The organism is Streptomyces sp. NPDC017993 (assembly GCF_044328065.1).
Lineage (GTDB): Bacteria > Actinomycetota > Actinomycetes > Streptomycetales > Streptomycetaceae > Streptomyces.
Map to the genome: position 1 here is coordinate 13,831 of NZ_JBIRGO010000026.1, position 21,167 is coordinate 34,997.

At 73.2% G+C, this 21,167-nt stretch carries 16 protein-coding genes and 1 tRNA gene; 9 read left to right on the forward strand and 8 right to left on the reverse strand.

Features of this window, described 5'->3' with window-relative positions; genetic code table 11:
- Positions 1–4 precede the first annotated feature (4 nt).
- From ACH4FH_RS33740 to ACH4FH_RS33760, 5 genes are all read left to right on the forward strand, one after another.
- Positions 5–1,684, forward strand: coding sequence for a beta-N-acetylhexosaminidase (locus tag ACH4FH_RS33740; RefSeq protein WP_398559759.1), 1,680 nt, complete (start codon positions 5–7; stop codon positions 1,682–1,684).
- A 319-nt stretch (positions 1,685–2,003) separates the two neighbouring features.
- The gene (locus ACH4FH_RS33745; RefSeq protein ID WP_393895306.1) at positions 2,004–2,900 is read left to right on the forward strand and encodes an FAD binding domain-containing protein; all 897 of its coding nucleotides are present in this window, start codon (positions 2,004–2,006) and stop codon (positions 2,898–2,900) included.
- Between the two features lie 73 nt (positions 2,901–2,973).
- The gene (locus ACH4FH_RS33750; protein ID WP_398559760.1) at positions 2,974–5,235 is read left to right on the forward strand and encodes a 2Fe-2S iron-sulfur cluster-binding protein; all 2,262 of its coding nucleotides are present in this window, start codon (positions 2,974–2,976) and stop codon (positions 5,233–5,235) included.
- On the forward strand, positions 5,232–7,553 hold the full coding sequence (locus tag ACH4FH_RS33755) for a xanthine dehydrogenase family protein molybdopterin-binding subunit (RefSeq protein ID WP_398559761.1): 2,322 nt from the start codon (positions 5,232–5,234) through the stop codon (positions 7,551–7,553). Before ACH4FH_RS33750 ends, ACH4FH_RS33755 begins: the two co-directional genes overlap by 4 nt.
- 73 nt (positions 7,554–7,626) lie before the next feature.
- Positions 7,627–7,818: a hypothetical protein gene (locus ACH4FH_RS33760; RefSeq protein ID WP_398559762.1), complete on the forward strand. Its 192-nt coding sequence runs from the start codon at positions 7,627–7,629 to the stop codon at positions 7,816–7,818.
- A 474-nt stretch (positions 7,819–8,292) separates the two neighbouring features.
- Here the strand turns inward: ACH4FH_RS33760 and ACH4FH_RS33765 are convergent.
- The 3 genes from ACH4FH_RS33765 to ACH4FH_RS33775 form a co-directional block, all read right to left on the reverse strand.
- Positions 8,293–8,367, reverse strand: a tRNA-Cys gene (locus ACH4FH_RS33765).
- Between the two features lie 138 nt (positions 8,368–8,505).
- Positions 8,506–10,149: a hypothetical protein gene (locus ACH4FH_RS33770; RefSeq protein WP_398559763.1), complete on the reverse strand. Its 1,644-nt coding sequence runs from the start codon at positions 10,147–10,149 to the stop codon at positions 8,506–8,508.
- Between the two features lie 135 nt (positions 10,150–10,284).
- Entirely contained in the window at positions 10,285–11,148 is an 864-nt protein-coding gene (locus ACH4FH_RS33775; RefSeq protein ID WP_398559764.1) for an alpha/beta fold hydrolase, read from the reverse strand.
- 115 nt (positions 11,149–11,263) lie between these two features.
- On the opposite strand from ACH4FH_RS33775, the gene ACH4FH_RS33780 reads away from it, so the two are divergent.
- The 4 genes from ACH4FH_RS33780 (at position 11,264) to ACH4FH_RS33795 (ending at position 16,754) form a co-directional block, all read left to right on the forward strand.
- Positions 11,264–12,847, forward strand: a complete 1,584-nt coding sequence (locus ACH4FH_RS33780) for an MFS transporter (RefSeq protein WP_398559765.1) — start codon at positions 11,264–11,266, stop codon at positions 12,845–12,847.
- Positions 12,848–13,055: 208 nt separating this feature from the next.
- Positions 13,056–14,852 carry a DEAD/DEAH box helicase gene (locus tag ACH4FH_RS33785; RefSeq protein ID WP_398559766.1) on the forward strand — a complete coding sequence of 599 codons (1,797 nt, stop codon included), beginning with the start codon at positions 13,056–13,058 and terminating at the stop codon, positions 14,850–14,852.
- 409 nt (positions 14,853–15,261) lie between these two features.
- Positions 15,262–15,903 (forward strand): IclR family transcriptional regulator, encoded by a 642-nt coding sequence (locus ACH4FH_RS33790; protein ID WP_398559767.1) that lies wholly within the window; start codon positions 15,262–15,264, stop codon positions 15,901–15,903.
- A gap of 71 nt (positions 15,904–15,974) precedes the next feature.
- Complete coding sequence (locus ACH4FH_RS33795; protein ID WP_398559768.1) at positions 15,975–16,754, forward strand: S16 family serine protease; 780 nt, start codon at positions 15,975–15,977, stop codon at positions 16,752–16,754.
- Between the two features lie 70 nt (positions 16,755–16,824).
- Here the strand turns inward: ACH4FH_RS33795 and ACH4FH_RS33800 are convergent, their stop codons facing one another.
- From ACH4FH_RS33800 to ACH4FH_RS33820, 5 genes are read right to left on the reverse strand one after another with little or no spacing between them, the layout of a single operon-like run.
- Positions 16,825–17,844: a glycine betaine ABC transporter substrate-binding protein gene (locus tag ACH4FH_RS33800; protein WP_398559769.1), complete on the reverse strand. Its 1,020-nt coding sequence runs from the start codon at positions 17,842–17,844 to the stop codon at positions 16,825–16,827.
- On the reverse strand, positions 17,841–18,740 hold the full coding sequence (locus ACH4FH_RS33805) for an ABC transporter permease (RefSeq protein WP_398559770.1): 900 nt from the start codon (positions 18,738–18,740) through the stop codon (positions 17,841–17,843). The genes ACH4FH_RS33800 and ACH4FH_RS33805 overlap by 4 nt, the downstream gene beginning before the upstream one ends.
- On the reverse strand, positions 18,737–20,011 hold the full coding sequence (locus tag ACH4FH_RS33810; protein WP_398559771.1) for a betaine/proline/choline family ABC transporter ATP-binding protein: 1,275 nt from the start codon (positions 20,009–20,011) through the stop codon (positions 18,737–18,739). The genes ACH4FH_RS33805 and ACH4FH_RS33810 overlap by 4 nt, the downstream gene beginning before the upstream one ends.
- Positions 20,004–20,651 (reverse strand): ABC transporter permease, encoded by a 648-nt coding sequence (locus ACH4FH_RS33815; protein WP_398559772.1) that lies wholly within the window; start codon positions 20,649–20,651, stop codon positions 20,004–20,006. The genes ACH4FH_RS33810 and ACH4FH_RS33815 overlap by 8 nt, the downstream gene beginning before the upstream one ends.
- Before the next feature lie 16 nt (positions 20,652–20,667).
- Entirely contained in the window at positions 20,668–21,135 is a 468-nt protein-coding gene (locus ACH4FH_RS33820) for an Lrp/AsnC family transcriptional regulator (protein WP_393895320.1), read from the reverse strand.
- Positions 21,136–21,167: the final 32 nt, after the last annotated feature.

The window sequence follows — 21,167 nt, forward strand, 5'->3', positions numbered from 1 at the left end:
TGTCGTGACCGATGTGCTGACCGACCTGATCCCGCTGCCCCGCACCATCCGGCCGGCGAACGGCGGAGGCTGCGTCCTGGACGCGGACACCGAGATCGAGGCGTCGCCCGGGACGGAGGACGTCGCGCAGTGGCTGCGCGCCACGATCGGCGCGGCCACCGGCCTGCCGCTGCCGCCGTACGCGGCCGCGGAGAACCGCGTCGTGCTGCGCCTGTCGCCCGAGACCGGGGCGCAGCTCGGGCCGGAGGGCTACCGGCTCGTCACCGAAGGCCCGGGCGTCCTCATCGAGGCCGGCACCGGGACCGGGCTGTTCTGGGGTGCCCAGACACTCCGCCAGCTGCTGGGCCCCGCCGCCTTCCGGCGCGCGCCCGTCGACGGCGGGCAGCGGAAGTGGCCGCTGCCCGCGCTGCGGATCGAGGACGCCCCCCGCTTCGCCTGGCGCGGCATGATGCTCGACGTCGCCCGGCACTTCATGCCCAAGGACGGGGTGCTGCGCTACCTCGACCTGCTCGCCGCGCACAAACTCAACGTCCTGCACCTGCACCTGACCGACGACCAGGGCTGGCGCATCGAGATCCCGCGCTACCCCGCGCTGACCGAGATCGGCGGGTGGCGGGAGCGCACCAAGCTCGGCCACCGGGCCTCACCGCTCTGGGACGAGCGCCCGCACGGCGGCTTCTACACCCAGGACGACCTCCGCGAGATCGTCGCCCACGCCGCAGCGCGGCACATCACCGTCGTCCCCGAGATCGACATCCCCGGCCACTCGCAGGCCGCGATCGCCGCGTATCCCGAACTCGGCAACACCGACGTCCTCGACACCACCGCGCTCAAGGTCTGGGACACCTGGGGCGTCAACCCGAACGTCCTCGCCCCCACCGACCACACCCTCCGCTTCTACGAGCACGTCCTGGAGGAGGTCCTGGCGCTCTTCCCCTCGCCGTTCGTGCACATCGGCGGCGACGAGTGCCCCAAGGACCAGTGGCGGGCCTCGCCCACCGCCCGGGCGAGGATCGCCGAGCTGGGGCTGGCCGACGAGGACGCGTTGCAGAGCTGGTTCATCCGGCACTTCGACCGCTGGCTCGCCGACCGCGGCCGGCGCCTGATCGGCTGGGACGAGATTCTGGAGGGCGGCAGCCCGGCGCCCGGCGGCGACACCACGGAGTGCGGCCTCGCCCCCGGCGCCGCCGTCTCCTCCTGGCGCGGATACGCCGGCGGCATCGCCGCCGCCCGCGCGGGCCACGACGTCGTCATGTGCCCGGAGCAGCAGGTGTATCTGGACCACCGCCAGCACGCGTCCCCCGAGGAGCCGGTGCCGATCGGCTACGTACGGACCCTGGAGGACGTCTATGCCTTCGAGCCGGTGCCACCGGAGCTGACCGGGGAGCACGCCGCCCGCGTCCTGGGCACCCAGGCCAACGTCTGGACCGAGGTCATGGACAGTCAGCAACGCGTCGACTATCAGGTCTTTCCGCGGCTCACCGCCCTCGCGGAGGTCGCCTGGTCGCAGCTGCCGCCGCCGGCCGCGCGCGACCACCACGACTTCGTCCGGCGGATGACCACCCATTACGCCCGGTTGGACGCCCTCGGCGTCGACTACCGCCCGCCCGGCGGCCCCCACCCCTGGCAGAAACGACCCGGTGTGCTCGGACGCCCGATCGACGGGGCGCCCCCAAACGTGTGAGCCATGGTGCAAGGAGGGCGCCCGTCGGGCCGGACCCTGGGACGGTGGTCCCCCGCACCGCCACACGGGCGAGGAGCACCCCTCGGAGGCACCCCGTTCGCCCCGCCACGACGCAAGGCACGGCAATCCACGGCAATCGCCGCACATCGATCGCAGCGGACGAAAGTGGACCAGCGGCCCGTTCGGGGACGGAACGTCGCTTCGTGGACCCTCGCGTCGTGGGTCCGGGAAGATGTGCCAGAGTTGCCACGTCCGGGCTGTGAGCACGTACCGTACGGCGGAGCGGAACAGCCGGGAAACCGGGGAAGGGGCAGCTGGCTTGACCACGCACGCACCGCACGCGTCGCACACGGTGACGTTGCCGGCCTCGCTCGACGAGGCGGTGGCGGCGCTCACGGCCATGCCTGCCGCCGTGCCCGTCGCGGGCGGCACCGACCTCATGGCGGCCGTCAACGCCGGACTCCTCAGACCCGCGGCCCTGGTGGGCCTCGGCCGGATCAGCGAGATCCGCGGCTGGCAGTACCAGGACGGCCACGCCCTGCTCGGCGCCGGCCTCAACCTCGCCCGCATGGGGCGCCCCGACTTCGCCGCGCTGATCCCGGGCCTGGCCGCCGCCGCCCGCGCGGCCGGCCCGCCACAGATCCGCAACGCCGGCACGCTCGGCGGCAACATCGTCACCTCCGCCCCTACGGGTGACACCCTCCCCGTGCTCGCGGCCCTGGAAGCCACGGTGATCATCGCCGGGCCCGAGGGCGCCCGCCGCGAGATCCCGGTCAGCCACCTCCTGGCCGGCCGGGAGATGCTCGGGCCGGGCGAACTCGTCGGCTTCGTGCGGGTACCGCTCCTGCACGCCCCGCAGACCTTCCTCAAGGCCACCGGCCGCACCGGCCCCGGCCGCGCCACCGCCTCGGTGGCGCTGGTCATGGACCCGGCGCGGCGCGGCGTGCGCTGCGCCGTGGGCGCGGTCGCCGCCATGCCGCTGCGCCCGCTGGAGGCCGAGCAGTGGGTCGCCTCGATCATCGACTGGGACGGCGAACGCGGCCTGGTGCCGGAGGCGCTGACGGCCTTCGGTGACTACGTTGCCGCCGCCTGCATCCCCGACCCGGCACCACCGCAGGACGGCTCGGAACCGGTGGCCCTGCCGCCGGCGGCCCTGCACCTGCGCCGTACGGTGGCAGCCCTGGCCCGCCGTGCACTGGGGAGGGCGCTCTCATGAGCGAGCGCAGTGAGGGAACCATCTGGAGGTGCGCGCCTCGCGACTGCGAGGCCGAGCGAAGCGAGGGCTCGGCATGAGCGACGCAGACCACCGCAACCCGCAGCAGCCGTACCCCGATCAGGGCTGGCAGCCGCTGCCGCAGGGCGGCGAGTACGAGTCGGAGGCGACGGCCTTCGTGCAGCTCCCGGAGGGCTTCACCACCGGGGCCTACGGGGCCGGTACGTCCGGCTACGGCACGCCCGGCGCCGATCCGCTCGCCGCGCCCGGCCACGGCTACACCCCGCCCGCCTCCTTCACCCGGTACGCCTCCACGCCGCCCATCCCGGGCGCGGGCACCGACCCCTCGGCGACCGGGCAGTGGACGATGCCGTTCGCGGACTCCTCGGCCGGTTACGCCGACCCCTCCGCCGGCTACGCCCCACAGCAGGCCCACGACACCCACCAGGGCCCCGCCGCGGACCCCGCGGGCTATCAGGGCGCTCCCGAGGCCGCGCAGCCGTGGGGCGACCGGGTGGAGTGGCCGGTGGCCGGCGGCGCCGAGGCCGCGGGCGGACCATGGTCGGTACCGGCCGCGGACGACGGCCAGGAGGAGTCCGGCGAGTACCTGGTCGGTGACGAGAGCCTGACGGGACACGGCGGGCTTCCCGGGCACGGGGGTTACTCGGGTCATCCGGGCCACCCCGGCGTCGCAGGACCGGGCGCCGGCGGATACCAGGACGGCGGCTACCCGGGTGGGTACGGCGCCGGCGAAGGCGCCGCCGACACCAACGGGACCGGCCGTACCGGGCACTGGAACTTCGCCACCGGACTGACCGCCACGAGCGGCACGGCCGGCGACGGCTACGGCGCCGCGGAGGACCACGGCGACGCCCGGGACACCACACACGGCGGCACCGCGAACGATCCGTTCGGCGGCCCCGTGGACGACCCGTACGCGCGGCACGGCGGACAGTCCGGCCACGAGAACGGGACGAGTGGTGACCTCCGGGGCGGCGACCCGTACGGAGCCGGCGCGGGCGGTTCGGCGAACGGGGCCGGCGGCGCGACCGGGCACTGGTCGCTGCCGGCCGACGCGTTGGCCCAGTGGCCGCCCGCCACGGAGACCCCGCAGCACGGGACGCCGCACGACGGCACGTCGCACGACCAAGGGCACGCCCACGAGCCGCACGCCCACGAGCCGCACCCGCACGACCCGCACGCCCACGGCGCCGAGCAGGCACCCGGCGCCGACGCCGGATCCGCCGCCCCGGGCACCGGCCACGGCGCGGACCGGTGGACGGTCCCGGCGGCCCCCGGCGAACAGCCCGACGAGTCCGGCGCGTTCGCCCTCGCAGCAGGCGACAGCAACGGCGCGGGCACCGCCTACGGCGCCCAGGAGACGTACGACGGCTCCCCGGCCACCGACGGCGAGACGGTGGCGCACGCCGAGGCCCCCGTGGCGGACGCCCAGGCGCACGCCGCCGAGACCGGCGCGCAGCAGGAGCCGGCGGCCCGCCCGGAGGCCGAGACGCCCGCCCCCGCACCGGAAGAGCCGGCCCCGGCAGCCGGCACCGGTGACCCCGCCCCCGAGGGCACCGCGGACGCCCCCGCCCCGGACGGCCAGGACGCCGCGCCCGACGCGCCGGCCGGCCCGTACGCCGAGGCCGCCGAGCCGGTCTTCGACGCCTACGACGAACACCCGGCCGCCTCCTACGTCCTGCGCGTCAACGGCACCGACCGGCCGGTCACCGACGCCTGGATCGGCGAATCGCTGCTCTACGTCCTGCGCGAGCGCCTCGGCCTCGCCGGGGCCAAGGACGGCTGCTCCCAGGGCGAGTGCGGAGCCTGCTCCGTCCAGGTGGACGGGCGGCTCGTCGCCTCCTGCCTGGTGCCCGCGGCCACCGCGGCGGGCAGCGAGGTCCGCACCGTCGAGGGACTGGCCCAGGACGGCGCCGCCTCCGACGTGCAGCGCGCCCTGGCCGCCTCCGGAGCCGTGCAGTGCGGCTTCTGCGTACCGGGCATGGCGATGACCGTGCACGACCTCCTGGAGGGCAACCACGCCCCCACCGAGCTGGAGACCCGCAAGGCACTGTGCGGCAACCTCTGCCGCTGCTCCGGCTACCGCGGTGTGCTGGACGCCGTCGACGACGTCGTCAAGGCCCGCGCGGAGGCCGCCGACGCCGCGGCCTCCGGGCCGGCGGACACCGTCCTCATCCCCCACCAGGCGGGCCCCGCCGACCCCACCGGCCCCGCTCCGCACGACCAGGATTCCGGCCACCACCCCCACGACCCGCTCACGCACGGAGCGCACCACGAGGGACCGGGCGCCGATCCGCAGACGGGAGGCCCCGCATGAGCGGTACGACCGACGGCGCCGTCACCGAGACGCCCGCGGCCGACGTCCCGGTGCCCGTCGAGCCGCCGCACGGCCTGGGCGTCTCCCTGCCGTCCGCCGACGCGCCGGCAAAGACCGAGGGCACCTTCCCCTACGCCGCCGACCTGTGGGCCGAGGGGCTGCTGTGGGCCGCGGTCCTGCGCTCCCCGCACCCCCGCGCGCGCATCCTGTCCATCGACACCAAGCACGCCGCCGAGATGCCGGGCGTGCGCGTCGTCGTCACCCACGAGGACGTCCCCGGCGACGCCGGCCACGGCCGTGGCACCGCCGACCGCCCGGTCTTCGCCAAGGACGAGGTCCGCCACCACGGCGAGCCGATCGCCGCGGTGGCCGCGGAACACCCCGACACCGCCCGGCTGGCCGCCGCCGCCATCGCCGTCGAGTACGAAATCCTCGACGCCGTCACCGACCCGCAACTCGCCTTCGAGGCCGAGCCGTTGCACCCGGACGGCAACCTCATCCGGCACATCCCGCTGCGCTTCGGCGACCCCGAGGCGATCGGCGCGGTCATGGTCGAGGGCCTCTACCGCATCGGCCGCCAGGACCCCGCCCCGATCGGGGCCGAGGCCGGGCTCGCGGTGCCGCGCCCCGACGGCGGCGTGGAGATCTACACCGCCTCCACCGACCCGCACACCGACCGCGATCTGGCCGCCGCCTCCTTCGGCCTCGACCCCGAGCGCGTCAAGGTCGTGGTGACCGGCGTCCCCGGCGCCACCGCCGACCGCGAGGACCCCGGCATCCAGCTCTCCCTGGGCCTCCTGGCGCTGCGCACGGGCTGCCCCGTAAAGCTCGCCGCCACCCGCGAGGAGTCCTTCCTCGCGCACGCCCACCGCCACCCCACCCTGCTGCGCTACCGCCACCACGCGGACGCCGAGGGCAAGCTGGTCAAGGTCGAGGCGCAGATCCTCATGGACGCCGGCGCCTACGCCGACACCTCCGCCGAGGCGCTGGCCGCCGCCGTCTCTTTCTCCTGCGGCCCGTACGTCGTCCCGCACGCCGTCATCGAGGGCTGGGCGGTGCGCACCAACAACCCGCCGTCCGGGCACATGCGCGGCGAGGGTGCCCTACAGGTCTGCGCCGCGTACGAGGGCCAGATGGACAAGCTGGCCGCCCAACTGGGCATGGAGCCGGACGAGATCCGGCTGCGCAACGTCATGGCCACCGGCGATCTGCTGCCCACCGGCCAGACGGTCACCTGCCCGGCGCCGGTCGCCGAGCTGCTGCGTGCCGTGAAGGAGGCACCGCTCCCCGAACTGCCCAAGGACACCCCGGAAGCGGAGTGGCTGCTGCCGGGCGGCCCCGAGGGCGCGGGCGAGCCGGGCGCGGTGCGCCGCGGTGTCGGCTACGGCCTGGGCATGGTGCACATGCTCGGCGCGGAGGGCGCCGACGAGGTGTCCACCGCCACGGTCAAGGTCAGCGGTTCGGTGGCCACGGTCATCTGCGCCGCCGTGGAGACCGGCTCCGGCTTCTCCACCCTGGCACGGCAGATCGTGCAGGAGACGCTCGGCCTCGACGAGGTGCATGTCGCGGCCGTCGACACCGATCAGCCGCCGGCCGGCCCCGCCTGCCACGGCCGGCACACCTGGGTCTCCGGCGGCGCCGTCGAACGCGCCGCGAAGATGGTCCGTACGCAGCTGCTGCAGCCGCTGGCGCACAAGTTCGGGATGTCCACCGAGCTGCTGCAGATCACCGACGGAAAGATCACCTCCTACGACGGGGTGCTCAGCACGACCGTCGCGGAGGCGCTGGACGGCAAGGAACTGTGGGCCACCGCCCAGTGCCGGCCGCACCCCACCGAGCCGCTGGACGAGAACGGCCAGGGCGACGCCTACGTCGGCCTCGCCTTCTGCGCCATCCGTTGCGTGGCGGACGTCGACATCGAGCTGGGCACCATCCGGGTCGTGGAGATGACCGTCGCCCAGGACGTGGGCCGGGTACTCAACCCGCGCCAGCTGCGGGCCCGTATCGAGGCCGGCGTCACCCAGGGGCTCGGCGCCGCCCTGATGGAGAACCTGCGGACCACCCGCGGCCAGGTCCGCCACCCCGATCTCACCGGCTACGCCCTCCCCACCGCGCTCGACGCCCCGGACATCCGGATCGTCAAGCTCGTCGAGGAGCGCGATGTGGTCGCCCCCTTCGGCGCCAAGCCCGCCAGCGCGGTCCCCGTGGTCACCGCGCCCGCCGCCGTGGCATCCGCGGTCCGCGCCGCCACCGGCCGCCCCATCGGCCGCCTCCCGATCCGCCCGCAGGCGGCGGTCGCACAGGTCAAGCAGCAGTAGCCGGCCCGGGGGCGCCGCCGACGCGGCGCCCCCGGCGGCTTGCGCTGATCGCAACAGAAAGAGGGGGATGAGCATGGCCGTGCTCGTTTTGTCGGGCGTCCTGGTCCTCGCCATCGGCGCGTTTGTCTGCGTCGCGTGGGCGGCGCGGGGCGGCCCACGCTGGGTGCGCGTGGTGTCCGCGGTGACGTTGGTGGTGTGCGAAGTGGTGAGCCAGACGGCGAGCAGGGGCAGAAGCGGGGGCCGACAAGGCGCCTCGGACGACTAGCCGCTGCCCGGGCCGTCACGGGGGTGGCGATCCGGACCGTGCGGCGTCCGTTGCACCTGCGAGCGAGGCGTCGGCACGTGACAGCCCGCTCATCGGTCCGCGGATGATGAAACCGCGAGCAACGGCAGGTAGGGCGAGTGCGGGGATGTGGCCTGTTGATCCCGCTGCGATGAGGCACTCGATGCTCGTGAAGGGGGCGGTTTCCCGGTCGGCATCGTGGCTCCAGCGCGATGGCTGCCCCGCTGGACGGGCGAGCGTCAGCCGGGTCCTCGCTACCTTGATCATGGCCTCTGAGGTAGCGGTGAACCGTTCATCGTCGCGGGCCGGACGACGGTTGCGGACCGGCCGAACGTGCGCTCGGCAATCCAATGGCGGGCAGCGCCGTGAAGCCCTGGCTCGTCGGTCCCTTCACGAGCGATGGGCCGGTCTCCCTTCGGGGAGACCGGCCCATCTGTCGCTCCTGGTCGGAGCCTGTGGAGGCCGTGGCGGGATTCGAACCCACGTAACTCGCTTTGCAGGCGAGCCCCTGAACCACTCGGGCACACGGCCGGGATGAGGCGCTGACTTGACTGTAGGCCGCGGCGTGGGGGGTGGGGCAAGCTTTCGGGCGCGCTGCCATGAGGCTGCAATACGGCGTTCACGCAAGGGCCGTCGCGTGTGGACGGCCCTTGCGGAGGAGGGGGCCGGTCAGCCTTGCGGGGCGGTGTCGTGGACGGCGACGAGGCCGTTGAAGACGCCGACGTATGCCGTGCCGTCCGGGCCGAGAGTGATCGGGGCCCAGTTGTTGTCGTAGGCCGGCCCGGTGCCGGTGAGGCGCTTGAAACGGGTGTGGCCGCTGCGGAAGTCGACGGCGGTGAGGTACCAGGCGTCGATGCCCAGGCGGTGGGGCTCCTTTGTGTAGAAGTACAGGAGGCCGTTGGCCGTGGAGAGCTTGGCGACGGTGGAGGGGGAGCGTTCCGCGCTCTCCCAGACCGTGTCGCAGCCGCTGCCGTCCGGCCGGATGTCGAGGCGTGTGATGCCGCCGGGCACCGACTTCCCGCCGAGCAGCGAGGTGACGTTCTCGTAGCCGTAGTTGTTCTCGACGACGAGGCTGTTTCCGTAGCCGATCAGGGAGTTGTCGGTGGTCGAGGCGCCGGCGCCGAACACCGGGACCTTGCAGACCAGCCGGTCGGCGGCGGGCCCGCCGCGGCGGTAGACCAGGACGTTCATCCGGTCGTCGGCGTTGTCGGTGATGGCGACGTAAGCGTGCCCGGCGCGGCCGAGGAGGGTCGGTGTGGTGCCGGATCCCTGGTTGACGGAGCCGGGTTTGGGGCCGGTGCCGCGGTCGTAGGTCTGCCGCCACCGCACGCGCGGGGTGCCGTCGGCGTCCGCGCGCAGACGGTAGAGGGCGTGGTCGGAGACGATGTGGACGCCGTCCTCGGCCGCCGAGAAGCTGTTCTGGATCTCCTCGCCCGGCAGCCGTGCCGTGCGCACCGCGCCGGTGCCCGGCGTGACGGTGCCGAGCCTGCCGTGCCGGGTGACCCACCAGATGTTGCCCTGCCAGTCGGGTTGCACCGCGGTCACCGGGTCGCACTCACCGCGGGGGAAGAGGTCGGGCCAGCGCACGCAGTCGTGGGGGACGTACGGGGTCAGGTCCCAGTCGTCGTCGAGGGTGAAGCGCCAGGTGCCGTCGGCCGTCCGGGAGTGGCCCAGGCGCAGCACGTGTCCGCGGGAGTCGGCGAGGACGACACGGTCCTTGTGGTCCAGGTAGAAGTACGCGCCCCCCGACGTGTCCTTGAAGATCTTGGAGAAGTCGAGCCGGGTGATCGCCTCGATGGTGGACGGGCGCTGCGGCAGCTTGTATTCGGCGAGGGTGGCCAGGCTCTCGGGGTCCAGCAGCTTGAGCCGGAAGCCTCGGAAGGTGCCGCAGACCGTCAGGATCCGGCCGCCCGCGTCGAAGGTGACGGTCGCGCACTCGCCGCCCAGCGCGGCCATCTTCTCGCTGCGGACGGCCGGTTGCGCGCCGAGCGGGCCGGGGAAGGGATGGGTGTCGCTGCTGGCGCCGTCCCCGTGCATGCCGGCCCGCCCGTTGGGTGCCAGGTAGGGGTGCTGGGACGGGGCCTGGCCGGCGGGGAGCGGGGCGGCGGTGGCCGGGGCGCCTTCGTACCGCGGGACGAGCCGGTGCCCCGGGGCAGGGGGGATCGGCGCCGCACGGGTTGCCCCGGCGGGCAGGGCGAGGGCCGCGAGGGTGGCGATCGCGAGGGTGGCGATGGCGCGGGCGGTGAGCGGGCGGGTCCGTCCGCGAGGGGGCTCGGTGTCCTTGTCGCGGGGCCCGAATAGCCTGTGGCGCATGGGAGTTCCTTCGTCCGTCGGCAAGAGCGGACGACGGTAAGGCGGCGAGGCCGAGGAGTCCATGGCTTCGAGGGTCTTGGCATGCGCTGTTCACAGAGCCCGAAGGCTGCCCCGGTCCGCCGCCTCCCGGGCGGCTCAGGACGTGTGCAGAAACTCCTCGACCACCTGACCGAACAGCGCGGGCTCGTCCACCCACGGGTAGTGGCCCACCGCGTGCAGCGGCCGCACCTGCGCGTGGGGGAAGGACTCGGCGACCAGCTCGCCCGCCCGCATCCCGGCCAGGCCGTCCCGGTCCCCGGTCACCACCAGCACCGGGCACTCCACCTGGCGCAGCCCCTCCAGCACCGCGCGCATCGCGTGCTCGTCGACGCCCTGCCAGAACCCGGCCCGCGGCACCGGCCCCAACTGCTCGCCCTGCGCGGCCGCGTGGGCCCGCTGCGGTTCCTCCCACCGCCCGTAGCCGAGCGGCGCGGCGGCGAACAGCAGCCGGCGCACGTCGTCCAGATCGGTGGCCTCGGCCAGCTGTCGCACCGCGGCGGCGGCCTCCGGCCACCACTCCTCGTCCCGGCGTGCGGCGAAGATCTCCCGGGCGTCGTCGGGGAGCTCACCTTGCAGCCGGGAGCCGGGGCAGACCAGCACCAGCCGGGTCAGCCGCTGCGGATGCGCCGCCGCGTACGCCTGCGCGACGGCGGCGCCCGCGCTGTGCGCGAGCAGCGCGAACCGCTCCAGGCCCAGGTGCGCGCGCAGCGCCTCGATGTCCTCGGCGATCCGCGGGAAGGCGTAGCGGGACGGGTCGGCGGCGGTGGGGGAGGCGCCGGTGCCGCGGCTGTCGGGAATGATCAGCGGGCGCCGGTCGGACAGGCCGCCGAGATCGCCGAGGTAGGCGGCGTCCCGGCCGGGGCCGCCGGCGAGGCACAGCAGTGGCGCCAGCGGGGAGTCGGCCGGGCCGAGCGCGCGGTAGTGGAGCTCGGCATCGTCATAGGTACGAAAGTGCGGCATACGGACAGCCTGCCCGAAGCGGGCGAGGTAAGACCGGAGACGGAGGACCGGAGGCGGGGCGGATACCGGTCTCCCGACAGGGGTGCCGGCCAGGCATGACCCTTACGCTGGCTCGATGACCGCTGACCATCCGAGCGACACGGACACCACCGTCGTCGCCGCCGACCCCACCGTCGCCGCCGACACCGACGCCGCACCCGCGCCGTCCCCGGAGCGGGACGGCGGCACCGGCGGGGCTCCCGACGGGGCGGCGGCCCCGACGGACGGCGGCGGGGGAGTGCTCGGCCGGGCCTACCGCGCGCTGACCCTCGGCATCATCTCCGTCATCTCGCTGGTCGCCTTCGAGGCGAGCGCGGTGAACACCGCGATGCCGGTCGCGGCGCGCGCCTTGGACGGCATCGGGCTGTACGCCTTCGCGTTCTCCGCGTTCTTCACCGCGAGTCTGTTCGCGATGGCGCTCTGCGGGGAGTGGAGCGACCGGCGCGGTCCGCTCGCGCCGCTGTTCAGCGGTATCGCCGCGTTCGGCGCCGGGCTGGTGATCGCCGGCGCCGCCCAGAGCATGGGGGTCTTCGTCGCCGGCCGCGCGGTGCAGGGCCTCGGTGGGGGGCTGGTGGTCGTCGCGCTGTACGTCGTCGTCGGCCAGGCCTATCCCGAGCGGCTGCGTCCGGCGATCATGGCGTCCTTCTCGGCCGCCTGGGTGGTGCCGGTCATCGTCGGGCCGCTGGTCGCCGGCACCGTCGCCGAACAGCTCGGCTGGCGCTGGGTCTTCCTGTCCATCCCGGTGCTGATCCTGCTGCCTCTCGCGGTGATGTGGCCGGCGCTGCGGACGCTGCCGCGTACGGAGCCGGGCCCGGGCAGCGGCGCGCGACAGGTCCTGGGCAGCCGCCGCTGCCTGCTCGCGCTGGCCGTCGCCGCGGGTGCGGGGCTGTTGCAGTACGCCGGCCGGCATCCGACCTGGCTCGCCCTGCTGCCGGCGGCCGTCGGGGCGGCCCTGCTGGTCCCGGCCATCGTGCGGCTGCTGCCGCCGGGGACGTTCCGGGCGGCGCGCGGGCTGCCGTCCGTGGTGCTGATGCGCGGGCTGGCCGCCGGTGCGCTGGTCGCGGCGGAGAGCTTCATCCCGCTGATGCTGGTCACCCAGCGCGGACTGTCGGCCACACTGGCCGGCCTCTCGCTCACCGGCGGTGGGCTGACCTGGGCGCTCGGCTCGTACGTGCAGAGCCTGCCGCGGCTGGAGCCGTACCGGGAGCGGCTGATGGGCCTGGGCATGGCGTTCCTGGCGGTGGCCGTCCTCATGGTGCCGCTGGCGCTGGCCGACGGGGTCCCGGTGGGGATCGTCGCGGCGGCCTGGACGCTCGGCGGCTTCGGGATGGGGCTGAACATCTCCAGCGGGGGCGTGCTGTTGCTGAAGCTGTCGCGCCCGGGGGAGGCGGGCAGCAACTCCGCGTCCCTGCAGATGTCCGACGCGCTGGGCAACGTCACCTGCGTCGCGGTCAGCGGCGTGCTGTTCGTGGCGTTCGGCGGCGGCTCGATCGCCGCGAGCGGCCATGCGGTCGCCGCGGCGGGGCCACCGAGCCACCCCGCGGCCTTCACCGCCGTCTTCGCCGCGATGGCCCTTGTGGCCGTGCTGGGCGCGGTGGTGGCGAGCCGGCTGCGGCCGGAACGGGAGTGTCCGGAACGGGAGCGTTCGAAACGGGCGTGACCGGAACAGGCGTGACCGGAACGGGAGAGATCGGAGGAAGCCGCCGCCCCGCGGCGCGCGCCCAATCCACCCGAACCGCCCGCCTCCTGCCGTTCCGGATGTGACCTGGGTCCCACCCCGGGGTGAGCCGGTGCCGCGGCCCGTGGCCGCGGCGCGGGCACGGGTAGGCTGACGCGGTTGCCGATCGCCGAGCCAGCCGACGGAGACCGTGACTACCACCACCAGCGCCACCACGAACCATCACCTGTCCCCGGCCTTCCCGGGCCGGGCCCCCTGGGGTACCGCGAACAAGCTGCGGGCCTGGCAGCAGGCGGCCATGGACCGGTACATCCAGACGCAGCCGAAGGACTTCCTCGCCGTCGCCACGCCCGGTGCCGGCAAGACCACCTTCGCGCTCACCCTCGCCTCGTGGCTGCTGCACCACCACGTCGTGCAGCAGGTGACGGTCGTCGCGCCCACCGAGCATCTGAAGAAGCAGTGGGCGGAGGCCGCGGCCCGGATAGGTATCAAGCTCGATCCGGAGTACAGCGCGGGCCCGCTGGGCCGCGAGTACCACGGCGTCGCGATCACCTACGCGGGCGTCGGCGTGCGGCCGATGCTGCACCGCAACCGGATCGAACAGCGCAAGACCCTGGTCATCCTCGACGAGATCCACCACGCCGGTGACTCCAAGTCCTGGGGCGAGGCGTGCCTGGAGGCGTTCGAGCCGGCCACCCGGCGTCTGGCGCTCACCGGCACCCCGTTCCGGTCGGACACCAACCCGATTCCGTTCGTGACGTACGAGGAGGGGAACGACGGGATCCGGCGCTCCTCCGCCGACTACACCTACGGCTACGGCAACGCCCTCGCCGACGGCGTCGTGCGGCCGGTCATCTTCCTCTCCTACAGCGGCAACATGCGCTGGCGGACGAAGGCGGGCGACGAGATCGCCGCCCGCCTCGGCGAGCCGATGACCAAGGACGCCGTCTCGCAGGCGTGGCGCACCGCGCTGGACCCGCGCGGCGACTGGATGCCCAATGTGCTGCGCGCCGCCGACCAGCGGCTGACCGAGGTCCGCAAGGGCATCCCGGACGCCGGGGCCCTGGTGATCGCGGCCGACCAGGAGCAGGCACGCGCGTACGCCAAGCTGATCCGGGAGATCACCGGCAACAGCGCCACCCTGGTGCTCTCCGACGACTCGGGCGCCTCTCAGCGCATCGACGACTTCGCGCATTCCGGCGACCGCTGGATGGTCGCGGTCCGGATGGTGTCCGAAGGCGTCGACGTGCCGCGGCTGGCGGTCGGCGTCTACGCGACGACCATCTCCACGCCGCTGTTCTTCGCCCAGGCGGTGGGCCGCTTCGTGCGGTCCCGCAAGCGCGGCGAGACGGCCTCCGTCTTCGTGCCGACCGTGCCGATGCTGCTGGAGTTCGCGAACGAGATGGAGGTCGAGCGCGACCACGTCCTCGACAAGCCGAAGAAGGACGGCGAGGAGGACCCGTACGCCGAGTCCGAGGCCGAGATGGACGAGGCCAACAAGGAGCAGGACGAGGACACCGGCGAGCAGGAACAGTTCTCGTTCGAGGCGCTGGAGTCCGAAGCCGTCTTCGACCGGGTCCTCTATGACGGCGCCGAGTTCGGCATGCAGGCGCACGCGGGCAGCGAGGAGGAGCAGGACTACCTCGGCATCCCCGGGCTGCTGGAGCCGGACCAGGTGCAGATGCTGCTCCAGAAGCGGCAGGCCCGGCAGATCGCGCACAGCAAGAAGAAGCCGGACTCCGAGGCCGACCTGCTGGAGCTGCCTGCCGAGCGCCGCCCGGTGGTCACGCACAAGGAGCTGCTGGAGCTGCGCAAGCAGCTGAACGCGCTGGTGGGCGCCTATGTCCACCAGAGCGGCAAGCCGCACGGCGTGATCCACACCGAGCTGCGGCGGGTCTGCGGCGGCCCGCCGAGCGCGGAGGCCACCGCGGGGCAGCTGCGCGAGCGGATCGGCAAGGTCAAGGAGTGGGCCACCCGGATGCGGTGATCCGAGGGGCCGCCACGGCCCCGGGACGGCTCTGATCGCCGAGGGCGGCGCACCGGTGGACGGTGCGCCGCCCTCGGCGCGTCACGAGATGCCGCAACTGCCGGTGCCGGCCCGCGTGGAGGTGTTCTCGGCGGTAACGCCCGCGTAACGCTGTGGCCCTCGCTGAAGCCCGAGTAGGGCACTCCGTACGGACGAAACGGGATATAGCAGGCACGGGAGACCGGATTCTGGACGGACTCTTCCGCTGACCGGACCAGCTCGCTACTGTCCCGGTCACGCACACGCCCCGTGGCAGCGCCGCCGCGGAGCGCAGCCGGTGCCAAGCGGCCGGCGGCCTCTTGCGCGCGCTGCTCCGGGACTGGCAGCGCGTCGCGTCCGAGCGCCGCCACTCACATGAGGAGGGGGCGTCGTGACCGCGGAGACCTCCCAGACGCTCGACCGAGGACTGCGAGTCCTCAAATTGCTCGCCGACACCGATCACGGACTGACCGTCACCGAGCTGTCCAACAAGCTCGGGGTCAACCGCACCGTGGTCTACCGTCTCCTCGCGACCCTGGAGCAGCACGCTCTGGTGCGTCGCGACCTAGGTGGCCGCGCCCGGGTGGGTCTTGGCGTGCTGCGCCTGGGCCGCCAGGTTCACCCGCTCGTCCGGGAGGCCGCACTGCCCGCGCTGCGCTCGCTCGCCGAGGACGTCGGGGCGACGGCACACCTCACGCTCGTCGACGGCACCGAAGCGCTGGCCGTCGCCGTCGTGGAGCCGACCTGGACCGACTACCACGTCGCCTACCGGGCCGGTTTCCGTCACCCGCTGGACCGGGGGGCCGCCGGACGGGCGATCCTCAAGGCCCGGCAGGGCAGAACCCAGGACGCCGGACTCGCCCTCACCCACGGGGAGTTGGAGGCCGGCGCCAGCGGTGCGGCGGCCCCGCTGCTCGGGGTGAGCGGCATCGAGGGCAGCGTGGGCGTGGTGATGCTCACCGACACCGTCTCCGAGCGGATCGGACCGCGGGTGGTCGACGCGGCCCGGGAGGTGGCCGAGGCGCTGCGCTGACACCGGCGCCGCGCGTGGGGCCGGAGGGCCGGGACAGCTCCGGTGGGGCAGGGTTCAACTAAGGTGGCCGGGTGTCTGCACGCACCCGCGCCCTGGCGATCTGCACCGCCCTCGTCCTCGCCCTCCTCGTCACCGCGGCTCTCGTGCCGCTGCCGTTCTCCCTCGCCTACCCCGGCGTGACGGTCAACGTCCTCGGCGCGGACAAGGGCAAGCCGGTGATCACCATCAGCGGCGCCGAGACCCGCCGGACCAGCGGACAGCTGCGGATGACCACCATCGCCGCGACCGGGCCCGCGGCCTCCGTCCACCTGGCGGACGTCCTCAAGGGCTGGTTCCGCACGAACGAGGCCGTGATGCCGCGTGAGGCGGTCTACCCGGTCGGTGACAGCACCGAGGAGATCGCCCGGCACAACGCGGACCAGATGGACGAGTCGCAGAACTCCGCCACCAGCGCCGCGCTGCGCCACCTGCACCGGAGCGCCGACGGCGTGCGGGTGCGGCTGAACCTCGCGGACGTCGGCGGGCCCAGCGCGGGGCTGATGTTCGCCCTCGGCATCGTCGACCGGCTGGCGGGCGACGGCGCCGGCCACGACCTGACCGGCGGCCGGAAGATCGCCGGCACCGGCACCATCACCGCGGGCGGCAAGGTGGGTGCGGTGGGGGGCGTCCCGCTGAAGACCCAGGCCGCGCACCGCGACGGCGCCACCGTCTTCCTGGTCCCCCGGCAGGAGTGTGCGGACGCCCGCGCGGAGCTTCCCCCGGGCATGCGGCTGATCCCCGCCACGACCCTCGACGGCGTGGTGGACGCGCTCAAGGCCCTGCGGACCGGGGGCAAGGTCCCCAGCTGCTGAGTGCCGTGCACAGCGGCGGCCCCGAACGCCCACCCGACCACCCCGCGGTGGACGGTTCGTCCCCGCGCCCTCAGCCCTCCTTGATGAACCCCTTCTGGACCAGCCAGTCCAGCGCGACCTTGTGCGGGTCCTCGCCGTCCACGTCGACCTTGCGGTTGAGCTGCTGGGCGACGGTGTTGTCGAGCGCCTTGGTGATCGGTGCCAGCACCTCGGGGATGGCCGGGTACTTCTTCAGCGTCTTGGCGTTGACCGCAGGGGCCGCGTTGTAGTTGGGGAAGAAGTGCTTGTCGTCGGCCAGGACGTGCAGGCCCATCGCCTTGATCCGGCCGTCGGTGGTGAAGACCTCCCCGAGGGCACAGCTGCCGCCCTTGGCGGTCTCGGTGTAGATCACGCCGCCGGTCATCTTGCGGACGTTGGAGGACGGCACCTTCATCCCGTACGCCCGCGCCATGCCCGGCAGGCCGTCGTTGCGCGCGGCGAACTCGTTCTCCACGCAGAGCGTCACCGAGGCGGGGTCCTTCTTCGAGCGCCGCGCCACGTCCGACAGATCGCGCACCCCCAGCTTCTTCTGGTTGGCGGCGTTCAGCGCCAGCGCGTAGGTGTTGTTGAGCTTGGACTTCGGCAGCCAGACGATGCCGTTCTTGAGGTCCTCGTCCCGTACCGCTTTCCACTGAGCCTGTGGATCGACGATCGGCTTGGCGTGGCCGAGGTAGGTGATCCAGCCGGTGCCGGTGTACTCGTAGGTGGCGTCCGCCGTGCCGGACTTGACCGCTTCCCGGGCACCGATCGATCCCTGGATGCTGGTCTTGTCGATGACCGAGGCACCCGCGGCCTCGAAGACCAGACCCATGATCTGGCCCAGCACGATCTGCTCGGTGAACTCCTTCGAGGTCACCGTCAGCTGCGCGCCCGACAGCGGCCTTCCCCCATACCCCGCCTCGCTGCCGGGGCTCACGTCGTCGCTCATCGCGCTGCCGCTGACCAGTCCGCAGCCGCCGAGGGCGAGAGCGGTCAGCGTCGCTGCGGCGGACCGGGCGGCCCGGCGCGGGGCGCGCCGGCGGCGCCCGGCCGGGCGGGGGTGGATGCTCACGTCGTCGCCTCCAGGCCGCGTGGCCGCAGCAGCAGTTCGGCGAGCGATGCCAGCCATTCGACCAGCAGGGCGAGCGCCACCGTCAGTACCGAACCGAGCACCAGCACGGGCATCCGCTGGGTGACGATGCCCGCCGAGATCAGGTCGCCGAGACCGCCGCCGCCACCGAAGGTGGCCAGCGTCGCGGTGCCGACGTTCAGCACCAGCGCGGTGCGGACGCCGGCCAGGATCAGCGGTACGGCAAGCGGCAGTTCGACCTTGGTCAGGACACCCATCGGGGACATGCCGATACCGCGGGCGGCCTCGGTCAGTGTGGGGTCGATGCCGCGCAGGCCGGCGATGGTGTTGGCCAGCACCGGCAGCACGGCGTAGATGACCATGCCGACGATGGCCGACCGCGCGCCGATCCCGATCCAGATCACCAGCAGGATCAGCAGACCGAGCGCGGGCACGGCCTGCCCGAGGTTGGCGAAGGCCATCGCGAGCGGAGTGGCCCGGCGCAGCTTGGCGCGGGTCAGGGCGATACCCAGCGGGATCGCGATGATCAGGACGAAGAAGGTGGAGATCGCGGTGAGTTGGACGTGCTGGCGCAGCGCGAGCCACACCTTGCCGTTGTCCACCGCCTGGTGGGCGATGGAGTCCAGCCGGGCGTCGCTGAACCACAGCCAGGTGGCGAGCAGCGCGGCAGCCAGGAAGACCGGCATGAACGTCCACTTCTGCCAGCTGATCCGGCGGCCTCCGGGCCGTGCGGAGGGGGTGGGTGCCTCACCGGTCGCGATCTCCCGCTCCTCGCGCTCCTCGACCTGGTGCTCTTCGCGGTAGGCGAGTCCGGGCGCTCCGCCCCGCCCCGGGGGCCGTTCGCCCCGGCGGGGGCTGCCGTCGTCGCGAGGGGTCATGCCGTGACTCCCTCGGAGCCTGCCGCACCGCCGTCGGCGCCCGTGCCCTCCTGCTCGCGGTGGGTCTGACGGGACCGCTGCTCCTGGAGTTCGTGCCGGTGCTCGGAGGCGTCGAGGCGGTCGGCCTCCAGCAGCTCGTGGACGTTGTTCATCAGCGTCTCCATGTCGACCACGCCGATGTACTCGCCGCGCCGGCCGGTGACCGCGACCCGGCCGGTGTTGTCGGTGAGCACCGCCTCCAGGGCGTCGCGCAGCGTCGCGTCCCGGGTGACGGTGTCGTGCACCAGGGTGCCGGCGCGGGCCAGGGACCCTTTCGCGCGGGCGAGGTCGCCGCGGCGCAGCCACTTGTACGGGCGGCGGTTGCGGTCCAGCAGCAGCAACTCGTTGAAGGAGCCGTCGCGCAGCAGGTCGAAGATGGACTGCAGGGGGTCGTCCATCTGGGCGGTGGGGAAGTCGACGACGCCCACGTCGCGGACACGGGTGAGGTTCAGGCGCTTGAGGGCGGCCCCGGCGCCGACGAAGCCGGAGACGAAGTCGTCCGACGGGTTGGTGAGGATCGCCTCGGGGGTGTCGAACTGGGCGATGTGCGAGCGCTCGCGGAGCACCGCGATGCGGTCGCCGAGCTTGATCGCCTCGTCGAAGTCATGGGTGACGAAGCAGATGGTCTTGTGGAGTTCGTGCTGGAGCCGGATCAGCTCGTCCTGGAGGTGGTCGCGGGTGATCGGGTCGACGGCGCCGAACGGTTCGTCCATCAGCAGGACGGGCGGGTCGGCGGCGAGCGCGCGGGCGACACCGACGCGCTGCTGCTGACCGCCGGAGAGCTGGCGGGGGTAGCGGTCGTGGAACTCGCCCGGATCCAGGCCGACCAGATCCAGCATCTCGGTGACCCGGTCCTTCACCTTGGCGGCGGACCAGCCCGCCATCTTCGGTACCAGCGCGATGTTCTGAGCGACCGTCATATGGGGGAAGAGGCCGGAGGACTGGATGGCGTAGCCGATCGTGCGGCGCAGCTTGACCGGGTCGATGTCGGTCACGTCCTCGCCGCCGATCCGGATGCGTCCGGAGGTCGGCTCGATCAACCGGTTGATCATCTTCAGGGTGGTGGACTTGCCGCAGCCCGAGGGGCCCACGAAGACCACCAGCTCGCCGGCCTTGATCTCCATGCTGACGCTGTCCACCGCGGGGACCCGGTGGCCCGGGTAGACCTTCGTCAGGTTCTCCAGCTCGATCCTGGCACCGGAGGTGGCGGGCGGCTCGGACGTCTCAGGCACGAATCCCCCTGGGGATGGTAAGGCGTCCGATCAGGACGTAGGCGGCGTCGAAGAGCAGGGCGAGGATGGCGATGCCGAGCGTTCCGGAGAGCACCTGGTTGAGGGAGTTGGCGCTGCCCAGCGAGGCGATGCCGCGGAAGATCTCGTTGCCGAGCCCGGGGCCCGAGGCGAACGCGGCGATCGCGGCGATGCCCATCAGCATCTGGGTGGCGACCCGGATGCCGGTGAGGATCGGCGGCCAGGCCAGCGGCAGCTCGACCCGCAGGAGCCGGGCGGCGCGCGACATGCCGATGCCGGTGGCCGCGTCGACCAGCGACGGGTCCACCCCGCGCAGCCCGACGATGGCGTTGCGCACGACCGGCAGCAGGCCGTACAGCGTCAGGGCGATGACGGTGGGGGCCACCCCGAGGCCGACGATCGGGATCAGCAGGCCGATCATGGCCAGTGACGGGATCGTCAGGATCGTGGCGGTGGACGTGGTGGCGAGGGCTCCCGCCCATTCGCTGCGGTACGTCAGGACACCGAGGGCGACGCCCAGCACGGTGGCGATCACCATGCACTGGAACACCGCGCTGGCGTGCTGATACGTGTCCGTCAGCAGCTGGGCGTGCCGGGTGCCGACGTACTCCCAGAAGCTCACTCGGTGCTCTCCTCGGTCAGTCTCCCGATGCTTGTTTCACCAGCGGGATGATCCGCAACGGAACTGCGTTTTCCATGACGATTGCCGTGGAAGCCCGCACAATGCCATCAAAACCCACGACACGGTCGATCACCCGTTGCAGATCCGCGTTCGATCTGGCGACAAGCCTGCAGAGCATGTCCCCATGTCCGGTCGTTGTATGCAGCTCCAGCACCTCGGGAACGGTCGACAAGTGAGCGCGTACGTCTCGACCTTGCCCCTGTTTGATCTCCAGAGTGGCGAAAGCGGTCACCGGGTAGCCCAGCGCCGCCGGGTCCACATCCGGCCCGAAGCCCCTGATCACGCCATTCGACTGAAGCCGGTCGAGCCGCGCCTGAACCGTCCCCCGGGCGACCCCGAGACGCCGGGACGCCTCCAGGACGCCGATCCGCGGCTCCCGGGCGAGCAGCTCGAGCAGCGCGCCGTCCAAATGATCGATCGCCATCGCCCGTTCCTCCGTTTCCCCTGGGCATCCTG